We start from the raw sequence: 21818 nt of genomic DNA on the forward strand, positions 1-21818 counted from the left end.
ACTCGCGCCGACGCGATCGTTCCAGGTTCAAATACGTGTTCCTCGTCGTGGCCACATTATGGTTGGTGGCTTTCGGCCAAGCCCTCGGCGACGGAGACGACGGCGCTCCCGTCGCCGACGAGGCGTGCCACGTCGAGGGACAATGCTTCGTTGCGGGCACGATGGTGGCGACCCCGTCGGGCGAACGCCCCATCGAGAGCCTTGCGGTCGGCGATTGGGTGTTCGCGCGCGGCGAGTCGGACGATGTGGTCTCTGCGCGCCGCATCGCGCGCACGTTCGCACGTGCGGCACCTTCGTTGGTCGAGGTGGCGTGGGTTACCGTCGACGGGGAACGCGAACGCATTCGGTCCACCCCCGAGCACCCGTATTTTACGCTCGACCGTGGGTGGGTTGCGGCCGAAGACCTGCGTGCCCACGAAGCCTCGTTGGATCGCCACGGTCGCGAAGTCCACGTGGCCAACGTCGTGCCCATCGCGCAGGAGGCGATGGTCTACAACCTCGAGGTCGAGGTCGACCATACGTTCTTCGTCGGTCGCAGCGGCGTCTGGGTCCACAACCAGTGCATGCGGGACGACTTCGGGGGACCTGGAGCGCCCGGAGGCAAACCGGGCAAGTGGGGCAAAGGAGGCAAGGGCGGTAAGGGCGGCAAAGGCGGACCGGGAAAGGGAGATCCCGGAAGCGCGAAAGGCAATCCCGGAAGCTCGAAGGGAGACCCCGGGAACTCCAAAGGAGACCCTGGAAACTCCAAGGGCAATCCCGGAAGCTCGAAGGGAGACCCTGGGAAGTCCAAAGGCGATCCTGGAAACGCGAAGAAGCCTCCTCCGGATCCCTGCGCGAAGAACGGTGGAAAGCCGGACCGCCCCGCCAGCACCGGCGGCAAGATCACCTCGGACCCCGATGGCGCGGTCTTCTGGTCCGGGCGCTTCAACGATGGATCGGGCGTCAAGGAAGCTGCCGAAGCCTGGGCACGGGCCAATGGCCGCAACACGCTCGAGGGCAGGATCAAGGATCAGGGCATCTGTTCCGCGACCTGGAATCCCAACGATCCCACGACGAAAGATTGGTGGCGCACCGAATCCCGCATTTACGCGGGGAAGGCGAGCGGCAACGCGTACTTCTTCGCGGGACCCGACAAGCGCGACAATTCGACGTGGGACCGCATCGAGTTCCCCCAGTTGAAGGCCAATCCCAAGGTGAATTGCGTCTACCAGGTCGACGCCGAAACCAAGGCGCAGACACTCCTCTATTCGAAGCCTGGAGCAAGCTGCAAATAGTCAATACTGCGTAGCCTGCAACGTCCACAAATGATCGGCGGTGCCATTGTCGGCGAATTGTACGACGTTCGCACTGTCCGCTGTGGACATCCCGGATACCGCCAACAGCTTGCCACTGTGCGAGTTCTTGATCTTGAATCGCCCGCCCCCGGTGTCGATCAGCCGCCACACATGATCGGGACCGCCGTCGTCGCTCCACTGGACTGCGCCCGCGCTGTCCTCCATGGAGGCCTGCCGGATCCCGAGCACCAGGTGGCTATGTTCGTTCACGATTTTGAACTGCCCACCTGGCGCGCGGACGAACCTCCACAAATGGTCGCGCGTCCCGTTGTCGTGGTACTGCTGGACCTGGGCGCCGGCGGTCTGCGCTGCATTTTCCACCGCCAGCAATTTGCCGCTATGCACGTTCACCACGTGAAAAATAGGCTCGCCCCACGCTTCGACGTCACTTAGCCCCCAGCCCACGTTAGCACCTCGGTTGGGGGCCACGATGCGAAGCTTGGACGTGGTCAGCGCCGGAAAGGTGATCCCATTCCGCGCATTGGCCGCCGGCGACGACGGAGAGCGCGTTTGATTCGGTACCGAGAGCCAGGCGCCGTTGCTCCAATATTGGAGATCGTAACGGGAGGGAACGCGCACACCGCCCGCGTCGTCGTAAAAATAGAGGGCCACACGGTCCATCACGACCTGGCGCTGGAAGTCGATGCCGAAATGGTCCTCCGCATTCGGGCTCGCATAGCTGGTCCAGCGGCTATTCTGCGGAATGCCTTGGCGGTACACGATGCCGTCGATGGCCCGCCACACGTCGTCGTACGGTGACGTGTACGACGCGAACGGCTGCACGCCATGGGCGAAACGCTGCCCGTTGGCCGCGAGGTTCACCCGCGTCTCGTCGGGCGGAATCACCGCAGGCCCGACGTCCACGGCGACCGCGTTCGTGGTGCCCTGCCGCGCGCGTTCCACGCCGTCGACATACACGTGCAACCCCGCGCCCACGCCGTAGCGGGTGCCCGCGCGGTCCCACAAGATCGTCAGCAGGTGCCCGTGGTATGGCGCATTCTCCAGCGCGAAATAGTCCCAGCCCGCGGGCGCCAGGGGCGCGACCGTCACGCGATCGTCGGCGCGCCCGCGGAGGCCGATCAGCCCGGAGATGACGTTGTCGGTGTACGTGGAATGATTGTAATCCTCGCTATGGGCGTGCGCGTCGTACATCCATTGGTTCGTATCCGGCTGGTGGGCTTCGGCGACATAGGGCGTGCCATTTTTGAATTGCGTCGCCGCATACGTGTGAAGCAGCGCGACGTAGTCGCTGGCCGAAATGTCCCCCTGGGGTGGATAATCGAGCAGCAGGTTCTCCACCGCGGTCAAGATTTGCGAGGTCGCGAAGGGCCAAGAAGGGCCATCCCAGCGGCAACATCCGTCGTTGGCCTGGTGCATGAACCAGCGGCTTCGCCGCTCGGTGGTGGTGGGGCCGTAGGGTGCGGCGAATCCATTGGGATCGAGCAGTTGCCGGAAGGCGATGGAATCCGATGCGGGCGGCATGTCGAACATCCATGGAATGAAACCCATGGCCTCGCGCGACGAGGTGAACGCCCCCGTCGGATTGTCGTCCCGCGCGATGCCATAGAAGAATTGGCGTTTCGGGTCCCACAAACGCGTTTGCAAGGCACCCTGCAGCGCGGAGCCCCGGGCGTCGAAATCGCGGGCCAGCGCCGAATCCCCGGCGAGCCGCGCCATCTTGGCGATGGCGCGCGCGTCCCCGTATTGGTACGCATTGAGCGTGGGCCGGTACCCCGCGCCGCCATGGTACGGATCGCTCGATTCGTACGAGGACGCCGAGAGCTCCGTGGCGTCCCACACGGGTACTTGCCAATACAGGCCGAGCACCGCATTGAATTGCGGATCCCAGCCGCGGTATTGCGCCACCAACGGCGCCAACTCGCCCAGTGCAAAGGCGGTATCTCCCGTGACGAGGTAGTGATCCCACACCGCGCTGGCCGCCCAAAAGCTGTATTCATGCGCCCAATCCGTCGTGTTCGGATTGACCGATTCGTCCTTTGGTTTGGGAAAGATCCCCGGCCCATTGAGCCAATAGTCGATGATGTCCTTGGCGTACCGCGGATCGCGAAGCCACCGTCCTTCGCGGATGTGGTGCCCGGCGGCCGCGTTGATGCCACCGTACGGGGCACCGTAGAATACGGGTGTCAGAAACTCGTTCGAGAGAAAGCCGTATTGGGCCCCCGTGTACACGAGGTGCTGTTCGTAGCTTTGCCATCGATAGTAATAAACGCGCTGGATGGCCTCGTCGGGGGCCTCGAAAAAGGGGATGTTGCGTTCGAACCAGTCCGGGTCCCCCACGGGACCAAGGAGTGCCGCGTGGTTCAGAAACGACGTGCCCGTCGAAAGCGCCATGGACTCCGAGCGCACCGCCGAGGCGGTGCCCGAATCGGCACATCCCGAGATGGCCAATGCGCCGGCCAATGCACCGAACCAACTCCCTTTGCCGGGCCTCATGGCAAGGACGGTATCATCGAGCGCGCTCGGGGGGTGGTTGACAACGGCCAATGTCGGAAGCAGATGTATCGCATACGATGCGATCGAACGCGATTCGGGGGCCCCTTACCGTACTGTTCGCTCTCTTCCTTGCCGCTGCCGGTTGTGGAAGCGGAGGCCGCATTGAAGCCGCACCGGAGGCGAACGCGGGCGAACAGGCGATCCGTCCGTTCCGCATCCACGTTCCCCAAGACGACCTGAGCGACCTCCGCCGGCGCGTGCTGGCGACCCGTTGGCCCGACCCGGAGACGGTGGCCGATGGGTCCCAAGGTGTGCAGCGTGCGAAGCTCCAGGAGCTCGTGCGCTATTGGGGAACGGAGTACGACTGGCGCACGATCGAGGCCAAGCTCAATGCCTTTCCGCAGTTCGTGACGACCATCGATGGCCTCGACATCCACTTCCTTCACGTCCGCTCGCGCCACCCGCACGCGTTGCCGCTGATCCTCACCCACGGTTGGCCAGGGTCGCTCGTGGAGCTTCGGCAGGTCATCGAACCGCTGACCGATCCCACCGCCCACGGCGGACGGGCCGAGGACGCTTTCGACGTGGTCATCCCTTCGATTCCCGGCTTCGGCTTCTCCGGCAAGCCCATGGGTACCGGCTGGGATCCCGAGCGCATTGCGCGGGCTTGGGTGCAGCTGATGGAGCGTCTCGGCTACACCCGCTACGTGGGGCAGGGCGGCGACTGGGGAGCGCCCATCACCAGCGCGATGGCGCGTCAGAATCCCGCGGGGCTCGTGGGCATCCACGTGAACCTCCCTGCGACGGTCCCGGCGGATGTCCAGAAAGCCATCAACGGCGGTGAGCCGGCGCCGCCCGGATTGTCGGATGCCGAAAAAGCCGCGTTCGACGCTGTCAGTGACTTCTACAAGAAGCGACGCGGGTACTCCGTCATGATGGCCACGCGTCCACAAACCGTGGGCTACGCGTTGACGGACTCGCCGGCCGGACTCGCGGCGTGGATGGCGGACTACAACGACGGCGAGCCCCTGCGCTGGCTCAGCAAAGACGAAATCCTGAATGACATCACGCTCTATTGGCTGACGAATACCGCGGCATCTTCTGCGCGCCTTTACTGGGAAAATAAAAGTGGCATCTTGAGTGCCGCGGCACAGAAGACGGAGGAAATCGTCATCCCCGTCGGGGTGACCGTGTTTCCAGGTGAGATTTACCGAGCCCCCAAGAGCTGGACCCAGCGGGCTTATCGCAACCTCATTTATTTCAACGAGGTGGACAAAGGCGGTCATTTCGCAGCGTGGGAGCAGCCGGAGCTCTTCAGCGCGGAGCTTCGCGCCGCGTTCCGATCGCTGCGTCGGTCGAATTGAGTGAAACACGCGGCACCGGCGTGCGTACTCCCGGTGCATCGAGGAGGACAACCATGACAACTGCAAATGACACTTCGAAGGCGCGGCTGGCGGACATGAAGCTCGAGATCGTCGTCATCCCCGTTTCGGACGTGGATCGCGCGAAGGCCTTCTACGCGGGCCTCGGATGGCGGCTCGACGCGGACTTTGCCACCGGCGACGACTTCCGCGTGATCCAATTCACGCCGCCCGGCTCCGGGGCCTCGGTCATCTTCGGCAAGAACGTGACCCCGGCCGCTCCCGGTTCGGCCCAGGGGCTGTACCTGATCGTCTCCGACCTCGAGGCCACGCGCAAGGATCTGCTCGCGCGCGGCGTCGACGTGAGCGAGGCGTTCCACCACGCCGGCGACTCGTACGCAGGCAAGGACGAGCCCTACCTGTTCGGGCGCATCCGCGTTCGTGGCCCCGATCCCGAGCACCGCAGCTACCGTTCCTTCGCTTCGTTCCGCGATCCGGACGGCAACGGCTGGGTGTTCCAGGAAATCACCTCGCGCTTGCCCGGACGCGTGGCGGGCGACGCGACGACCTTCGCCTCGCCGGCGGATCTCGCCAGCGCATTCCGGCGCGCCGAGGCTGCCCATGGTGAGTACGAGAAGACACTCGGTCACCGCGATGACCATTGGCCCGAGTGGTATGCCGATTACATGGTTCGGGAGCAGTCCGGTAAGTAACTTTTGCGAACGTTCGAACTCGATAGGAGCACGACTTGGATGAAGACGATGCGAGCCATGTTGGCAGCAGCAGTGGTGATCGGTGGAAGCGTTTTGGCACTGCATGCCGCGCATGCCCGGCCGACGGGAATCACACGAACCGAGTTGCAGCGAAACGATATCAGCGTCCCGGGACGCGAAGCCATTCAAGTGCGCGTGGGCTTCGAGCCGGGGGCGGGCTTCGGCCGGCACACGCATCCGGGCGAAGAGGTCATCTATGTTCTCGAAGGCTCGTTGGAATATGAAATCGATGGGAAATCGCCGGTGACGCTCCACGCCGGCGAGGTCCTCTTCATCCCGGCCGGAACGGTGCACGCCGCGCGAAACGTCGGCCATGACCATGGGAGCGAACTCGCCACGTACATCGTCGAAAAAGGAAAGCCGCTCGTCACGTTGGTGGAGTGACGCGGGTTAGCTGGAGAAATTTCATCCTGACGTGAGACTATTTGCGAGGCATAGCCCCCTCGTACAAGCGCGGACGCGGGTCATCGTCCATCTTCGGATCCTCGGAGCGTGAAGCGCGCTCGAACCACGGAGGTGCATGTATGAACCATCCATCCTTTGCGACCCCGCTGACGTCCATTCTGCTCACCGTTCTTCTTGGTGCGTGCGCGGTGGAGGGCGCGGATCCCACGGTGGGATTGTCCGAATCGGCCAACACGGCCGCCCTATCGTCGCGATGCACCGAGTCGGCGGTGGAGGTGCGCTGTCCTCACAATACGGATACGATCAACCTTCGCGATGTCCATTGGCAAGTACCGCTCGGAACGGCGCCGGCGGGAGGGTGGCCCACCGTCGTGATGTTCCAAGGCTCGCTCTTCAGTGCGTCGCTGACGTGGCAGGCGTCGAAGGGATTGCCGTTTGGCGCCTATTACCAGACGCAGGTCGTGAAGCGATTGCTCGACCATGGCTTCGCGGTCCTTGCGCCGGAGGCGCGCGGGGAGGGGCTCACCTTCTGGGATACGAACAACCCGCTGTTTGCCAATGCCTGGACGGCCTCCGGCGATCATCGGCTCATGCTGGCTATTTTCGACGCGATCGATGCGGGGAAGTTCGGGCCGTTGCGCGGCACGCGCATGTACGCCACCGGCATTTCCAGCGGCGGTTACATGACGAGCCGCATGGGCATCGCCTATCCGGGGCGGTTCGCGGCCCTCGGGGTGCAATCCGGTTCGTACGCGACGTGCGCCGGCCCGCTATGCGTCATCCCAACGCTCGATCCGAGCCACCCGCCCACGCTCCTTTTGCATGGGAGCAGCGACGGCACCGTTCCTCTGTCGACGGCGGAACGCTACCGCGACCGATTGAACGCCGCCGGTATCGAAAATCGCCTCATCGTTCACCCGGGCGATGGTCACGAGTGGATCTCCGAAGCGCCGGATGCGGTGCTCGCGTGGTTCACCGGCCACCCATAATCATTGGCCATCGCCCGATGCGCCCCGTCATCGCCCGGTTACAGGGCCATGACGCAAACGTCGTGGCCGGTGCCGCGCGGGCGGCCAGAAGCAGACCCCTTTTCGAGCGATTTGCAATCATGGCATGGCCATTGCGCAATGGCGGGCCCCATGAAAGATGCATTCCTTGGCTTCTTGCTCCTTGGCGCGGTTGTCGGTTTCCCTTCGACGATGGCGCATGCGCAAGAAGCGACAGCCTGGCGTTGCGAGCTCGGTGACCACGAGGGCATCGACGAAGGGGACGCGCGCACGGCGGCGAAGCTCGTTTGCGCGGAGGTCCAGCGCGGCGGGCCCGCTGCCGGTGGCGTATACCAAGTAGGGTTGGGCAAGCTCGGGTCCGCGGTGATCTTGACGCTCGATGCGGATGTTCGCGGGGCGCGCGATCAGCGGCAGATGAAGCTTTCGGGCATCGAGGAGGTTGCCACGGCGGCCCCGCGCATCTCCGAGGCCCTGCTTCGCGGAAAATCCGTGGACCAGACGGAACGCCTCGGGGGTTTGACCAACGAAGAAACGAAGAACGCCAAGCGAAAGCAGGGCTCGATGCACTTCGCGCTGGGGCTCTTCGCGGTATCACCCAATATGAAGAGTGTGGCCCCGGGAGTCGATTTCACGCTTCATTACGAAACGGCGGATTTCGCCATCGGTGCCGGGGCGCGTTTTGCAGGCAAGACGCAGGACTCGAACAAGATGATGTACGACGCCATGCACATCGGCGGTCGCTATTACCTGACGTCGGCCGAGGTAAGTCCGTTCCTCGGCGGCGGCATCGCGTGGACGTGGCTCACGGGCAACGGCGTCGAGAGCAACAATGGCATCGGAGCCTATGCAGAATTGGGCCTCGAGATCCTGCGGATGCATAGCGCGCATCTCGCCGCCATCGCCCGCGTCGATGTTCCGGCGTACTCGCTCGCACGAAGCGGTGGCTCGTCCACCAGCTACTATGCGCCGGCCAGCCTCGGCATGGCCTTCACCTTCTGAGCGAGTTCGCCGGACAGCGGCTCACTGCTCGGCCTTGCCGGATGCGTCGCCCTGAAGCGTGCCTTGAATCCTGCGGAGCGCCGTGCGCACGTCGGAAAGCCCGTGACCGATGTCCGCGAGGGCAGCCGTTTGCGTGTCCATGGGTTCGGACACGGCTTCGTCGCGACCGCCACGATGGAGCGGGGTCGTCGCTTCCATCCTGCCAAGCGCGGCCTTGATGCGCACGAGGTGGTGCTGCATGTCTTCGAGGGTCGAAGCTTGCTCGTTGGTCGCCCCGTATCCGATTCGTCGAGACGACGACACCACGTCTTCGAGATCCCCAAGCAATCGATACGCTTCACAAACGAGATTCTCGACGGTCACATGCTTCATCTTCGACGATCCCCCTGGTTCGTTCAGTTGCTGCGTTGCAAACGTTCGTTGCTTGAAGAGGCTTTGATCATGCCCACGATGTTTGCGTCACGCCAGAGGATGACGTTGAATTGGTGCGCGCTGGTATTCAACGCGCGTCCCTCCGTCGGAGCTCCGACCATGCCGTGGGTGCGAGCAAGCGCGGCCTCTTGGCGCGCACGGCGCCGCGTTTTTTCGCGGCGCCGTGTTCCGTAGCGGGCTGGTTGGGCAACTACGAAGGGCCCGCCTGCCGTCAATGCTCCGATCTTACTGCACGTCGTGTTCGGTGATCCCGAGATCGCGCGAAACACGGTGGAGTGTCAGGGCGCGCGTCGTCTCGTTGCCGGTGATCCACGCCGCGCCGCCACCGTAGGCGAAGGCGTCGTCGCCGCGCGGCAGATGGTGCTGCGACACCTGTTTGGCCGCGGCTTGGATGGCGCCGTTTCCGTCGATGCGAAGGGCGAACGTTCCCTTGAACGACTGCTGCGTGCCGGAGATGGTCCACTGCTCGAAGAGGACGATGAATTCCCCTCCGCCAATTGGCACCAGCTTTGGACGCTCTGCGTGCGTCTTGCCCGGAGAGCTCGTGTGGTAATCGGTCAAGAAGTGCAGGCGATTGGTCACTTGCTCGCCGCCCGATTCGACCGTGGACGCGGTGCCGAAGTTCGGGTCGACCACGCTCGCCGAGGAGCCGTTGGCGAGCGCCGACGTGAGCCGAACCAACCCGAGATCGCGCGAGCCGTTGATCCGTGAGCTCGTCGCGGCGGTGCGTTCGGTGGCCACCAAGGTCAAGAAGCCCCCCGCCGCCGGACCCGCATCGATGCGCGCCAGCCCGCCGAGTCGCGTGAACGTGTTGTTGTCGCCGGTCGCCCCCTTGATGCGATACACCTGCTGTTCGGGGCCCGACGCGCCGTCGTGCACGCGGGTCAGAACGGTGGCGCGGGGGTAGGCATCGCCCAGGTGGACTTCGTAAAGGTCCGAACCGTCCGCCACGTATCGTTGATCGAACGAGTGACTGACCCAGAGGCTCGAGACGTTGCGAATGGCGCCCGTGCCGGCATCGAGAAAGGTCGACAAGGCCTTTTGATGGCGCGTTCCATTTCCGTCCGGCTCCGTGGCATTGCCATGCACGAGGGCGACCACGTTGCCGGCGACCGCGAGGCGTGCACTCGATGCCGTGCCGGGGGAGACGATGGGCTCCGCATCGGCGTTCGCCGCCGCCCGCGCCATATCCAAATCGACGTCGAACGACGTGTGGCCATCTGCGTCGAACCGGACCACGCGCACCACGTTCGAGCGGTGCTGCTTGGGGGCGGGAAAGGTCTTCGTCACGTCGGGATCGTTCGACCCCGTGGCATAGAAGTAATGGCCGTCCGCCGAGCGGGCGAAGCCGAGCAGGTTGCCCAGCGATTTGACTTCGAAGCGACGGGTGATTCCCCATACGCCCTCGGCGTTCGGCTCGAGCCGAACGACCACCGTTTTGGGCCCGCTGGCGGTATCGGTCGAGCGAACGGCGACATCGACGAACGTCTCACCTGGAACGGCGACGATCTCGGGCAGCTTCCCATACATGGCTTCGTGGCTGTCGGGGCCCGCCAGATCGTTCCGGTCGACGTCGAACGGCACGATGCCGAGCTCCGCAAGGCTCTTGGTGGTGGGCTTCGTCGTCGCTTGTTCCGCCGAGCCCGGAGTGTTCCCAGATGGATCTCCTGGCCATCCTCGGTCGATCTCGCCGCCGCCGTTCGCGCCTTCCCGCGTCGCGTCGTCGCTGGATCCGCGCGCGCAACCGGTAGCTACCAAGATAAGAATTCCTGCAAGGATCCGTCGCTGCATGTGCACCTCCCGTGGGGGGTTCGTAGGTTGAAGCCGAAGCCCAAGCACGCGCAGTGCCATCGTTTCCACGCAGGCTTTTGTCGCGCGAAGGGCCACCACGCGCCCAGCACCATGGGCAGAATTGGCTCGACGTTGCGCGAGGCCTGCCCAACGCCGCGCCCCGATTCGAGATGCGATGCTGGACCAAATACAGATGTTTGCGGCGCGATCGGCTAGCGAAAGCTTCGATGTCCGGTTGCGCGGCGACGTCTTCGGACGCCATTGTCGAGGGGGCAGTCTTTTGGCTTTCGTCCGTCGCGGAGTGGCTTTATGCGTGATCGATGCAGCAGGCGGACGTAGCTCGGAAGCTGGCTCGCGCGGTGCTCGAGAACAACCGGCGCACCGGCTCGTGTCCAAGGAGCCGGCATTCGTATTCCTTCGTATGCCCCGCCCCCGCGAATTATCCCTTCCAATGGGCGTGGGATAGTGCGTTTCACGCCATTGCACTCACCCACGTCGACCCGAGCCTCGCCAAAATGGAGCTCGATTGCTGGCTGGCCGCGCAGCGCGCGGACGGGTTCTGTGGGCATATCGTTCTTTGGGACGACGAACATCGGGCTTCCGCCGAAAAGAACTGGGTCATCGCCTTGGACCCCCTGTCGGAAGGACGCACGACCACCACCATTCAACCTCCCGCGATTGTCCGCGCCGTCGAGCACGTGTGGTCGGCCACCGGCGACGAGGCGTGGCTGGCGCGCGTGCTCCCACGGGTCATGGACTTCTTCGATTGGCTGGCCGCGGACCGCGATCCGGAACACAGCGGTCTTCTGACGATCCTCCAACCCGACGAATCGGGACTGGATGGCAGCCCGAAATACGATGTGCTCACCGAAGTCGACCGGGCCGCTCCACAAGCCGCGTTCGCAGCCTACGAGCGGTCCTTGCGCCGTTTGCATGCAGAATACGCGTCACACCGGACGAAGGTCGGATTCCTCGCGCGGAATGCCTCCTTCGCCTGGCGGGACGTCTTGGTCAACAGCATCTACGGGAATTCCTTGCGCGCTCTGGCGCGGCTATGCCGCGCCGCGGGTTTCGGGGTGGAAGTGCCCAAAAAATGGGACCGGCGTGCCGATCGGGTCACCGCCGCCTTGATCGAGACCCATTGGGACGAAAAGACCGGCGCGTTTTTCGATCGCCACGGCCGCGACGGGCGCATGGTCCGTACGCTCACCATCTCGAGCCTCTTTCCCTTGATCCTGACCGATTTGCCGCGCTCCCTTGCGCGACGCCTGGTCGAGGATCATCTCCTCGACGGGAACGAATTCTGGCTCGAATACCCTCTGCCCTCCGTCGCGGCGACCGAGCCATCGTTCGATCCGGGGTTCACGGTGAATGCCATCTTTCGCGGTCCGACGTGGATCAATACGAATTGGTACCTGTATTGGGGACTGCGCACCCACGGCTACGCCGACGTCGCCCGCACCCTGGCGTTGCGCACCGTGGACATGGTGGCCAAGTCGGGAATGCGCGAATTCTACGATCCGCGCGACGCCACCGGCCACGGCGCCAAAGACTTTGCCTGGTCGTCGCTGGTTCTCGATCTCATGGCGGCGGAAGGGTGGGGTTGAGCGATATCAAAGCGCGCGATGCATGCCTTCTGACCGCCACCGTGCTGAGTGCATGCTACTTAAGTAGCGCATGGCTACGGACACACGTTTGCTTTCGGAGCGGTTTCCCCGTGCGTCGGCGTATCATCCCGATTGGGTCATGGCCGGTATCAGTGGCGGTGCCAACTCCCTTTGGCTGACGGAGTGGCTGGCCGGGGCGCTGCGCCTTCGACCGGGTATGCGCGTGCTGGATCTGGGCTGCGGAAGAGGGGCGTCGTCCATCTTTCTGCATCGCGAATTTGGCGTGCAGGTTTGGGCGACGGATCTGTGGTTCGGAGCGTCCGAGAGGCTCTCGCGGATTCGAGACGCCGGGGTCGGCGATGGCGTGTTCCCGATCCACGCGGACGCGCGGTCGCTACCCTTTGCCACGCAGTTCTTCGATGCCATCGTGAGCATCGATTCGTTTCTGTACTACGGCACCGACGATCTCTACCTGAGCTACCTTGCCCGGTTCGTGAAACCGGGCGGCCCGATAGGCATGGCCAGCGTTGGGCTCGTGCGCGAATTCGAGGGCCGTGTACCGGAAGCTCTTCGAAGTTGGTGGGAGCCGAGCATGGCGTGCCTTCATTCGGCCGGGTGGTGGCAACGGCACTGGGAGCGGACGGGCATCGTCGATATCGAGATGGCCGACACGATGCCGGACGGCTGGCAGGTCTGGCTCGATTGGCAGAGGACCGTGTGCCCGGAGAATCGCGCGGAGATCGAAGCCCTGGAGGCCGACCGCGGGAACCATCTTGGTTACGTTCGCGCGGTGGGCCGTCGCAAGGCCGATGCGAAGTTGGACGAGCCGATCACGTCGGTGCCTTCCGAGTACACGAAGCAGCCGTTGCTTCGCGTCTAAACGCGTCAAGGTGCCGTCACGACGTTCTGCACGGCGGCGGTGCCGTTGAAGACGTTGAGACCGAAGTAGCCGCTGGTGTGGGACGAATCGTTCAGGTCATGGACCAAGTTGTTGCCGAGGTATACTTTGATGTTGGCGCCGCGGGCGACCACCTTGAGGTGGTACGTTGTGTTGTACTGGAGCGCGGTGGGGAACCAGCCCAAATCGGTGAATGCGCCGCGGACCAACTTGAAGAGCTTCACGCCCTGGTTGCCAACATCGATGTTGGCAATGTAGGCGTTCGCGCCCTCGCTGTCGGAACGGAACACCAGGGCCCCGGCGTAGCCGCCCAACACGCGAATGTTGCCTTCGTAGGTGAAATCGCCGCCCGTGGTCGAAGAAAGGCTGAAGCCATCGCCGCCAGAGCGGCCTTGCCGGCCGTACATCGTGTCGCCCCAATCGCCCTTGACGTCCCTCCAGCCGGAGAGGCCCGTGATGAATGGACTGGGCCCCCATACCTTTTTCATTCGAAAAAATTGGAGCGCGTTCAACGTCGCGTCACCGCCGACGGAATAGAGCTCGAGCCCGACGCTGTCGCGATCGGGATAGCTCAACTCCGTCAGGGTGACCTTGCCGTCGTTGCCGAAGACTTCGAGAGACGATCGGTCCACGTAGAGATGCATGACGATTCGGCCATTGCCGTCGGGGACCAGGGGGGCCTCGTGAACACCCGTGTATCCGCCCCCGCCGTGGTCTTTGTCGACGAAGAGGCGTGCGGCCGTCCGACGGTATCCGACGGTGGTGTATTGCCCGTTGCCCATGCGCACCCGCAGCCCGAACTCGGACGCGGTGCTCGCATTGGCTTGGAACTCCGCCCGGATCTCGAACGAATCGCCACCGAGGCCGGATACCGTGCGCGTGCCGGAACGCAGGATGGTCGTGCCCCGGGCGGTCCCCGCGGCACGATGGCCTTGGAGCTCCGCGATCGGGGCTTGAACCATGCGGACGCCCTCCGGGAAGGTTCGAAGGGTGAGCTCACGAGGTAGGCTCATCCTCCCCATGAACACCGTCTGCTTCGAGCCGGCGTCTCCGCGCATCCAGCCGATCCACACCCGGCGCCCGTCCGGCATATGGCTCCACGATTGGGCCGCGTAGAAATCGGGCCCGTAGTCCACCGGGTAGGGGCCGCCCTCCGGCGTGAAGGTTCTCCCATCGAAGCGCCCGACGAGGTACTCGCGCCCGCTCTTGGAGAGCACCCATTTCTTCGTCGCGCCGCCATCGACGGCCAATTCGAACAAGTCTGGACACTCGGTGTCGATCGTTGGCGCGATGCTCTCGAGCGTCCAGTTCGTGAGGTTGGGGGACGAGTAGATGCGAAGCTGCCCGCCGGCGACGACCATGACCCATCGGGCCGTGGGTGCGTGCCAGAAGACTTTGGGATCGCGAAAATCAGCGACGCCGGGGTTCGGAATGACCGGGTTGCCGGGATACTTGGTCCAGGTGCGCCCTCGATCGGTGCTGTAGGCGACGCTTTGCTGTTGCGGGTGCTGTGGGGCGTTGGCGTGCGTGAAGAGCGCCACCAAGCCACTTCCCCCGGTGTGGGTGAAAAAGCCGCTCGTGTTGTTCTCGTCCACCACGGCGCTGCCCGACCAGATGTCGCCCAGCGCATCCGGATAAAGCGCAATCGGAAGATGCGTCCATTGGACCATGTCCGGACTGACCGCATGTCCCCAGTGCATGGGCCCCCACGCGATGCCAAGCGGGTGGTACTGGTAGAACAGGTGGTATTCACCCTGGTAGTGGACGAGCCCATTCGGATCATTGATCCAACTCGTCTCCGCCGAAAAATGGTATTGCGGGCGGTACGTCTCGTCGTAATAGCCCGGCGCAGCCTGTCCGGACGCAAAACGGGATATTCCGATGCACGCGATGACGGCGAGGAACGTCAGCACCCTTTGCATGAGCAACTCCGTATTGGTTCGCGTTTCTATAGCACGCCGAATCCGAAGAGCGCGCACGCCGGCCAAAAATCGTATTTCGGGACAGCCTTTATTTCGAATATCGCAACTTCCAAGTTGCTCGACACGAGGCAATCGGTGCCAACTTTCCGGACGGAAGGCAAACGTTTGCGCGAACGTTTGCCTAAGCCGGATCCGTGAAAGCTGCGCGCTCGACGACGTTACCCTGGCCCTCGGCGCGAAGGGGGGCGTGCCATCCCAGTTGCCTGCGCCGGAGGGAAGCGTAGGCGCATGCGCCCGCCGTCGCCGCCAGGAAGATCAGGGTGAACAGCAGGCCTCCTTCGATGGATGGCGCCTCGCCCACCATCCATGTTGGGCCGTGTTGGGTGACGTGAAGCAGGGAATGGTCTTGCGCGGGATGGTTCACGGCGCCCAAACCGACGAGATAGGCCTGCGCCCAATCCCACGCCGCATGCGTGCCAATCGCGAACCACAGCGAACCTGACAGAATGCGCGTGATGCTGAAGAACGCGCCCATGGTGACGGCACTCAGAATGAATCCGAGCCCGAAGCCGCCGACGAACATGTGCAGCACCGCGAACGCGACGCCCGCGACGAGGGTTGCAGCCCAGAAAGGCATTTCCTCGCCCAGGTTCTGCAAGATGTATCCGCGAAAGAGAAGTTCTTCGCTGAAGCCGACGGCGATGGATCCGGCGAGGCCGGCGGCCACGCCGGCGGCCATGCCCGATTCGCCCGAGCGCGTGAGCTCGATCCACCCCGCGCCGAGCTGGATGCCGGCGACCAGGAAGAGCAGCGCCGTGCCGAAGGCGAGTCCAATGAGAAGCGGCGTTCTCCCGTTCGCGAGCGGCGGCAAGGCCATTCCACCCCATGGCCGGCGATCGACACGATGCCGAAGTAGGATCGTGAGCCCCAGATGGGCGCCGATCCAGAGGGATGCGGCCAGCAACATTGCGACGGCGGGAGGGGTACCGACTGCGCGCAAGCCGGTCCTTGCGCCAGCGGCGAAAAGCGCAGCGAGGAAGAAGGCCGCGAGCGCGAGTGCGAGACGAAATCCAAGCCGGAGGCGGCGTTCTCCCGTCAAGAAAAATGAATTTGCCATGGGTCTCACCCAACAAATCGGCCGCGGCGGGACACCGGTTGTGTGCCATTTCCTCACCGACGGATCGCGCCGAGAGCGGCGCTCCGGCGGGCTTTTGCGGAGCGCACCGACCGGGTGCTCCGGCGACACGTTGTTGGAAGACGGAATCGCGGGGCCGGTCTCCGAAAGGTGGCAAACCCGCGAATCCTCGTACCTCGGATTCCGAACGATTCCTTGTTTCAAAATTCCATTTAGGCAATTTGCGAATAAGTGCGAAATGCTGCGTTGCAGCACGTCGGTATTTGTTGCGTGTGCCACTTTGCTATGTCTAAACAAAGACCCATGAGCCAATCGCTTCGAGGTGAAGGTCTCCTCGTTCCCGTCGTCGCGCTGGTTGGAAGCCTCGCGTTCGCATCGGGGTGTGCGGCGGAGTCGTCTGGTGAAGATGGCTCGCCGCTTGACACCGGTGTCACGTCATCCGATTCAACCAGGGAAAGCGCGGCTCGCGTGATCCCGGTTTCCTCGATTGCCAAGTTGCAGGCTGCGCTCGATGCGGCCGCGCCCGGGGATCGGATCGAGCTGGCCAACGGTAGCTACACGCTGAGTTCTCCGATTCGGTTCTCCCGATCCGGCACGGCGACCCAACCGATTACCGTGGCCGCACAGAACGTCGGGGGGGCGGAGCTCACAGGGTCGGCGTTGTTCGAGTTCGGCACGTTGAGCTATGTGACCATCTCCGGATTTCGAGTCACCACGTCAGCGCCGGTGAGCATTTCGTCGAAGACAAACCACGTCCGATTCAGTCGCAACACCGTCCAAATTTCCGGGTCGACGAAGAATTGGCTGACGGTGACGGCAAACGACACCGAGGTGGATCACAACACCTTTCAAAACAAGTCGACCGAGGGGGTGTTTCTTCAGATCAGCGGACTCACGGACGACATGGCCAAGGGGGTAAAGGTCCACCACAACTACTTCTACAATCACACGTTCGGCGGTACGAACGGCGGAGAGTCGATCCGACTCGGGCTCAGCGATCGGCAGCACGTGTCGGCCGGCGCAACGGTGGAACACAACCTTCTCGAGAAGGCCAATGGCGACAGCGAGGCCATCTCGGTGAAGTCGTCGGACAACGTCGTTCGCTACAATACGCTTCGCAACAGCAAGGGATCCATCGTGCTCCGGCATGGGAATCGCAATCGGGTGGAAGGGAATATCGAGTTAGGGGGAAGCTCGGGGATCCGCCTCTACGAAAACGATCATGTCATCGTCAACAACCTGATCCAGGGTGGCAGCGGGCAGATCATCGTGGGCTCGGGGGAGTTGAAAGACGACACGGCCAGTGGCACGGAACACGCGAGGGTGGACCGGGCGTTGATTGCCTTCAACACCGTAGTCGGCTCGGGGATCCTGTTGGATATCGGACCTGGGAATGATCCGTATGGTCCCGACGACTGCACCTTTGCGAACAACATTCTTCAAGGCAGCGGGTCGGGCAGTTTGGTCCGTGTTGGCAAGGCCTCCAACCTGCACTGGCAGGGGAACATCCTATGGGGCGGCAGCGCGGGCGGTGCCAGTGGATACCGTCTGGTGAACCCCCAGCTCGAGGCCGATGCCAATGGGCTTTACCGGCTTGCCTCCGGCACGGGGCCGGCCGTCGGCACGGCGCAAGGATCGTACTCCCAGGTTACCTTGGACTTCGATCTCCAACCGCGGTCGGGCGCCATGGACGTGGGCGCGGACGAATTCGTCGAGGGCGGAAGCAGCCGGCGTCCACTGACCACGGCCGACGTCGGTCCGTCCGCACCCTAGAAGCGATGCCGGGAGTGAAAGACTCCTAGCCGAGACCGTGCGCTTCCCGATCATCGTGGGATGCTGGCGGCGGTCACCCTGGATCCTAGCGTCCTCCGTTGCGCGCGTTCATCGGCGAGGAAACGTCCGAAAACTCCGCGTCGTTCCTTCTTCACGGTGACGGTACGCCTCGTGCTCCGTCTCCCGGAAGGAACCAGGACACGTGGAGGAAGATTCGATGGGTGACATGTTGAAGTTGTCGGCAATCGTCGGTTTGGCATGCATCGGTGCGGTGGCTTGCGCGGGCGCGAACGACACCGAGGCTGGCGAGAAGGACACCGATTCGCTCGAAGCGGCGGCTGTGGCCGATGTACTTCGCGACGATGTTGCGGCGAACCAAGAGTTCCGTTCGCCCGCCTCGAGCGATCCCATGCGGCAGATCAATTTGGCCGCCGTGACGGTGACCATGGCCGCGGGCAGCGCGAGGTACATCACGAGCAACCTGCGCTTTGGTAAGGCCACGATCCACACGCTGGTCGACAACGACGTGACCTGCCGCGACAGCGCGGGTGCGGTGGTGCAGCGCTTCGTGCACGGAGAGAACATCGATATCCCCGGCGGGGCGTACGACGTTGCCCCCATCACGACCCGCCTCCTGTTCACGGCCCCTCGCGCCGGCACGTACACGTGCACGCTTTCGGCGTGGATGCGTTCCTTGGGCGCGGCCGGTCGCGTCACCGTTCTCTCCGGCTTCGTCGAGGTCGTCCGCTCGGTGAGCGGCGGGGCGCAGGGCGAAACCGCGCGGCAGACGATTGCGGTCCAGGGCACGCCCGCGTGGACGCCCGTCGTTCCGGGCACGGCAACCCTGCCGGACGTCGCGGGCAAGCTCTGGCAAGCACCGGCTGGGACCACCCGGATCACCGCCTTTGGCGACATCGGTCTCACCAGTTGTCGCGCGGACGAAGGAGCCCCATGCCCGTCCAGTTCGACCGACACCGGCTCGAAGGCACGGACGCAGCTCGTCGTGACGCAGTTCAAGTCGGACGGCAGCGTTTGCGATACGACCGTCGACAGCCAAGACACCACCATTCCGAAGGTGCAGCACCACAAGGTGCTCTACCACCACCTGCCCGGCGTCGCGGTGAAGACGGGCGATGGCTGCGTGCCCGTCTTCAGCATTTACGTGAAGACCGAACGGCTCTCGGGCAGCCCGCTCTACGTGCACGGGCCGGACGAGAGTGTGGCCTTCGTCATTCCCGATTGAACCCCTCCGCCTGGCCGCGTGGCAGATGCAGTCGCGCGATGCATCCCGTGGCGTCCGTGCGATTCGTCAGGGTGAGCTCTCCGCCGTGCGCCTCTGCGATCTGGCGCGACAGTGCGAGGCCGATGCCCGTGCCGCCGCGCTTTGTCGTAAAGAATGGTACGAAGAGATTCGCGTTGCTGGCCAGGCCGCGGCCGTCGTCGGCGATCGCGAGGATGACGTGCACCTCGTCGAGATCCCAGCGGATGGCGACCTCGCCGCGCGTCTCCGCCGCGGCGTCCACGGCGTTGCGAACCAGGTTGATGAGAAGCTGCTCGAGCTGATCGGCGTCTCCCGCGATGGTCACGTCCGGCCCGCGCGCGATGCGCAAGGGCAGGCGGGTCTCCAGCTCCGCCACGCGCTGCACGAGCGCGGCGACATCGACGGGATCGCGCCGCGGCGGGGGAAGCTGGGCCATCTGCGCGTACGCCGTCAGGAATCGCCCGAGGCCTTCCGCCCGGCGCGCGATGACCTCGAGGCCGCTCGCGACGTCGTCTTCCCAGTCGGCCGGCCGCGGTGCGCGGGCGAGAAGGGCGCGCTGGCTGTGGGCAATCGACTGAATGGGCGCCAGCGAATTGTTGATCTCGTGGCTCAAGACGCGCACGAGCCGCTCGAAGGCCTGGCGTTCCTCCTCGCGCACGACACGTTTCACATCGGTGAGGACCAGGAGCTCGTGCGGAATGCCGCCGCGCCGAAAGACGCTCTTGCGGATCTGCCAGGTACCGCCCGAGCGCGGCTCCTCGATGCGGGAGGCGTTCGGTGCGCGCAGCCAGTGCGCGATGCCGAGTTTCGTCGCGGAGCGCCCGAGCAGCTCCTCGGTCGCGGCACCCAGTAGGAGCGCGCCAGCGCGGTTGACGAGGCGCAATTGGTTCGCGCCGTCGAAGGCGAAGATGGCCACGTCCACCTGCTCGAGGACGATGCGGACCAGCGCGTCCGCCTCGAGCGCGGCCAAGCGCCCCTCGCGCAGGTTGTCGCCGAGCGCATTGATCTCGAGCATGAGTTCACCCAGCGGATTGCCCCCGCGCGCACCCGTGCCGCGCAGGGAGAAGTCTCCGACGCGGATGGCCTCGACCAGATTGGTCATGGTCCGCAGCGGTCGCATCACACGCGCGCGCACGGCGAGTGCAGCCCCCACCCACGCGACGACGATGAGGAGCGCCAAGGCGATGCGCAGGTCGACGGACGCGGGGCTCCACGCCAGAAAGGCGAGTGCGACGGCCGCCCCTGGAAGCGCGCCCAGAAATGCCGTGAGCGAGATGCGTGCGTCGTGCGGGAGCTTCACGCGCCGCCACGAAGTCCGAAGTACGCCAGACGGCGGTAGAGAGCGCTGCGACTGAGGCCGAGTGCGCGCGCCGCCTCCGCCACGTTCCCATTGGCCCGGGCGAGGGCGCGCTCCGCGAGGACCTTCTCCGCGGCCTCGAGCGTCATGTCCTCCAACTTGCGCTCGTTGTCCACCGGCTTCGGCTTGAGCGCGAAATCGTCCGCCCGCACGGTGTCGCCTTCGGCCATGAGCACCGCGCGCTCCACGGCGTGGCGGAGCTCCCGCACGTTTCCCGGCCAGGCGTGTCCGCGAAGCAGCTCCACGCAATCGACGTCGAAGCGCGTGACGGGCAATCCGTAGCGGCCGGCGTGCTCGCGGAGAAAGTGCGACGCCAAAAGCGGAATGTCCTCGGGGCGCTCCCGCAGCGGTGGGAGCTGAATTTCGACGGTGTTGAGCCGATACAGCAAGTCCTCGCGAAAGCGACCCGCGGCCACCTCGTCGGCGATGGTCGCGTTGGTGGCCGACACGACGCGCATCTCGACCTTGCGCACCTTGGACGAGCCCACCGGTTGAAACTCCCCGGTCTGCAGCACGCGCAGAAGCTTGGCCTGCTGCGTGGGCGGCATGTTCGCGATCTCGTCGAGGAACAGTGTGCCCTGATCCGCGAGCTCGAAGGCCCCGACCCGGTCGGCCTTGGCGTCCGTGAAGGCGCCCTTCACGTGGCCGAACAGCTCACTCTCGAAGACGCCGTCGGCCAGGCCCCCGGCATTGACCGGCACGAAGGGCGCCTTGCTGCGCTTCGAGGCACCATGCAGCCATCGGGCGACGACGTCCTTGCCCGTGCCGTGTTCTCCGGTGACCAGGACGTTCGCGTCGGAGGGCCCGATCCGTTCGATCAGGCGCATCACCGGCTGCATCGCGCGCGACTCGGCGATCATCGTCGGGAGCTCCCCCCGGCGGAAGGCCGTGTTCTCGCGTTCGAGCTTCTGCGCGTCGCGCAGGGCCCGCGCGAGCTCCGCTTGCGTCCGCAAGGTGGCGACGAGGCGTGTGTTCTCCCACGGCTTCTGCACGTAATCGCGCGCCCCGCGGCGCATGGCTTCGACCGCGCCTTCGATCCGGCCATACGCGGTCATCACCACCACGGGCAAGGTCGGGTCGATGGCGCGCAGCCGCGTGAGCACATCGAGCCCCTCCGTTCCCGAGGTCGTGTCCCGCGTGTAGTTCAGATCGATGAGCGCAACGTCGAGCGGCGTGGCCTCGGCGCAGGCGACGATCGCTTCGGGCGACGAGGCGGTGACCACCTCGAACCCCTCGGCCTTGACCAGGAGCCGCAGTGCTGCGAGGACGTCGGGCTCATCGTCTGCGAGCAGAATCTTCATGGCCGTAC

At 64.5% G+C, this 21818-nt stretch carries 17 protein-coding genes; 10 read left to right on the top strand and 7 right to left on the bottom strand.

Annotated features, from left to right (window positions below):
* The first annotated feature begins 47 nt into the window (after nt 1-47).
* Complete coding sequence (locus LVJ94_47925; GenBank protein WXB04610.1) at nt 48-1274, top strand: Hint domain-containing protein; 1227 nt, start codon at nt 48-50, stop codon at nt 1272-1274.
* Here the strand turns inward: LVJ94_47925 and LVJ94_47930 are convergent, their stop codons facing one another.
* Nucleotides 1275-3788 carry an RICIN domain-containing protein gene (locus tag LVJ94_47930; GenBank protein ID WXB04611.1) on the bottom strand — a complete coding sequence of 838 codons (2514 nt, stop codon included), beginning with the start codon at nt 3786-3788 and terminating at the stop codon, nt 1275-1277.
* A 77-nt stretch (nt 3789-3865) separates the two neighbouring features.
* Here LVJ94_47930 and LVJ94_47935 point away from each other — a divergent pair, with 77 nt between their 5' ends.
* The 5 genes from LVJ94_47935 to LVJ94_47955 all read left to right on the top strand — a co-directional run bounded on the left by LVJ94_47935 (nt 3866) and on the right by LVJ94_47955 (nt 8333).
* Nucleotides 3866-5152: an epoxide hydrolase gene (locus tag LVJ94_47935; GenBank protein ID WXB04612.1), complete on the top strand. Its 1287-nt coding sequence runs from the start codon at nt 3866-3868 to the stop codon at nt 5150-5152.
* Between the two features lie 53 nt (nt 5153-5205).
* Nucleotides 5206-5862, top strand: a complete 657-nt coding sequence (locus tag LVJ94_47940; protein WXB04613.1) for a VOC family protein — start codon at nt 5206-5208, stop codon at nt 5860-5862.
* Between the two features lie 57 nt (nt 5863-5919).
* Complete coding sequence (locus LVJ94_47945) at nt 5920-6306, top strand: cupin domain-containing protein (GenBank protein WXB04614.1); 387 nt, start codon at nt 5920-5922, stop codon at nt 6304-6306.
* 140 nt (nt 6307-6446) lie between these two features.
* Nucleotides 6447-7316: a prolyl oligopeptidase family serine peptidase gene (locus LVJ94_47950; protein ID WXB04615.1), complete on the top strand. Its 870-nt coding sequence runs from the start codon at nt 6447-6449 to the stop codon at nt 7314-7316.
* A 150-nt stretch (nt 7317-7466) separates the two neighbouring features.
* Entirely contained in the window at nt 7467-8333 is an 867-nt protein-coding gene (locus LVJ94_47955; protein WXB04616.1) for a hypothetical protein, read from the top strand.
* Nucleotides 8334-8354: 21 nt separating this feature from the next.
* On the opposite strand, the gene LVJ94_47960 is transcribed toward LVJ94_47955, so the two are convergent.
* Together LVJ94_47960 and LVJ94_47965 are read right to left on the bottom strand one after the other, a co-directional pair.
* Nucleotides 8355-8705 (bottom strand): hypothetical protein, encoded by a 351-nt coding sequence (locus LVJ94_47960; protein WXB04617.1) that lies wholly within the window; start codon nt 8703-8705, stop codon nt 8355-8357.
* Between the two features lie 285 nt (nt 8706-8990).
* Nucleotides 8991-10556 carry a hypothetical protein gene (locus tag LVJ94_47965; GenBank protein WXB04618.1) on the bottom strand — a complete coding sequence of 522 codons (1566 nt, stop codon included), beginning with the start codon at nt 10554-10556 and terminating at the stop codon, nt 8991-8993.
* A gap of 320 nt (nt 10557-10876) precedes the next feature.
* Between LVJ94_47965 and LVJ94_47970 the strand changes: the two genes are divergently transcribed.
* Together LVJ94_47970 and LVJ94_47975 are read left to right on the top strand one after the other, a co-directional pair.
* The gene (locus tag LVJ94_47970) at nt 10877-12163 is read left to right on the top strand and encodes a hypothetical protein (GenBank protein ID WXB04619.1); all 1287 of its coding nucleotides are present in this window, start codon (nt 10877-10879) and stop codon (nt 12161-12163) included.
* A 70-nt stretch (nt 12164-12233) separates the two neighbouring features.
* Nucleotides 12234-13043 carry a methyltransferase domain-containing protein gene (locus tag LVJ94_47975; GenBank protein WXB04620.1) on the top strand — a complete coding sequence of 270 codons (810 nt, stop codon included), beginning with the start codon at nt 12234-12236 and terminating at the stop codon, nt 13041-13043.
* Between the two features lie 5 nt (nt 13044-13048).
* Here LVJ94_47975 and LVJ94_47980 read toward each other — a convergent pair whose 3' ends face one another.
* Both LVJ94_47980 and LVJ94_47985 read right to left on the bottom strand, forming a co-directional pair.
* Nucleotides 13049-14983, bottom strand: a complete 1935-nt coding sequence (locus LVJ94_47980; protein ID WXB04621.1) for a glycoside hydrolase family 32 protein — start codon at nt 14981-14983, stop codon at nt 13049-13051.
* A 181-nt stretch (nt 14984-15164) separates the two neighbouring features.
* Entirely contained in the window at nt 15165-16100 is a 936-nt protein-coding gene (locus tag LVJ94_47985) for a CPBP family intramembrane metalloprotease (GenBank protein ID WXB04622.1), read from the bottom strand.
* Between the two features lie 321 nt (nt 16101-16421).
* On the opposite strand from LVJ94_47985, the gene LVJ94_47990 reads away from it, so the two are divergent.
* Both LVJ94_47990 and LVJ94_47995 read left to right on the top strand, forming a co-directional pair.
* On the top strand, nt 16422-17891 hold the full coding sequence (locus LVJ94_47990; GenBank protein WXB04623.1) for a polysaccharide lyase 6 family protein: 1470 nt from the start codon (nt 16422-16424) through the stop codon (nt 17889-17891).
* Nucleotides 17892-18108: 217 nt separating this feature from the next.
* On the top strand, nt 18109-19134 hold the full coding sequence (locus LVJ94_47995; protein WXB04624.1) for a hypothetical protein: 1026 nt from the start codon (nt 18109-18111) through the stop codon (nt 19132-19134).
* On the opposite strand, the gene LVJ94_48000 is transcribed toward LVJ94_47995, so the two are convergent.
* Together LVJ94_48000 and LVJ94_48005 are read right to left on the bottom strand one after the other, a co-directional pair.
* A complete protein-coding gene (locus LVJ94_48000; protein ID WXB04625.1) occupies nt 19121-20452 on the bottom strand; it encodes an ATP-binding protein in 1332 nt (443 codons plus the stop codon). The genes LVJ94_47995 and LVJ94_48000 overlap by 14 nt on opposite strands.
* Entirely contained in the window at nt 20449-21810 is a 1362-nt protein-coding gene (locus LVJ94_48005) for a sigma-54 dependent transcriptional regulator (GenBank protein ID WXB04626.1), read from the bottom strand. Before LVJ94_48005 ends, LVJ94_48000 begins: the two co-directional genes overlap by 4 nt.
* Nucleotides 21811-21818: the final 8 nt, after the last annotated feature.

It is taken from the genome of Sorangiineae bacterium MSr11367, from assembly GCA_037157805.1.
Lineage (GTDB): Bacteria > Myxococcota_A > Polyangia > Polyangiales > Polyangiaceae > Pendulispora > Pendulispora rubella.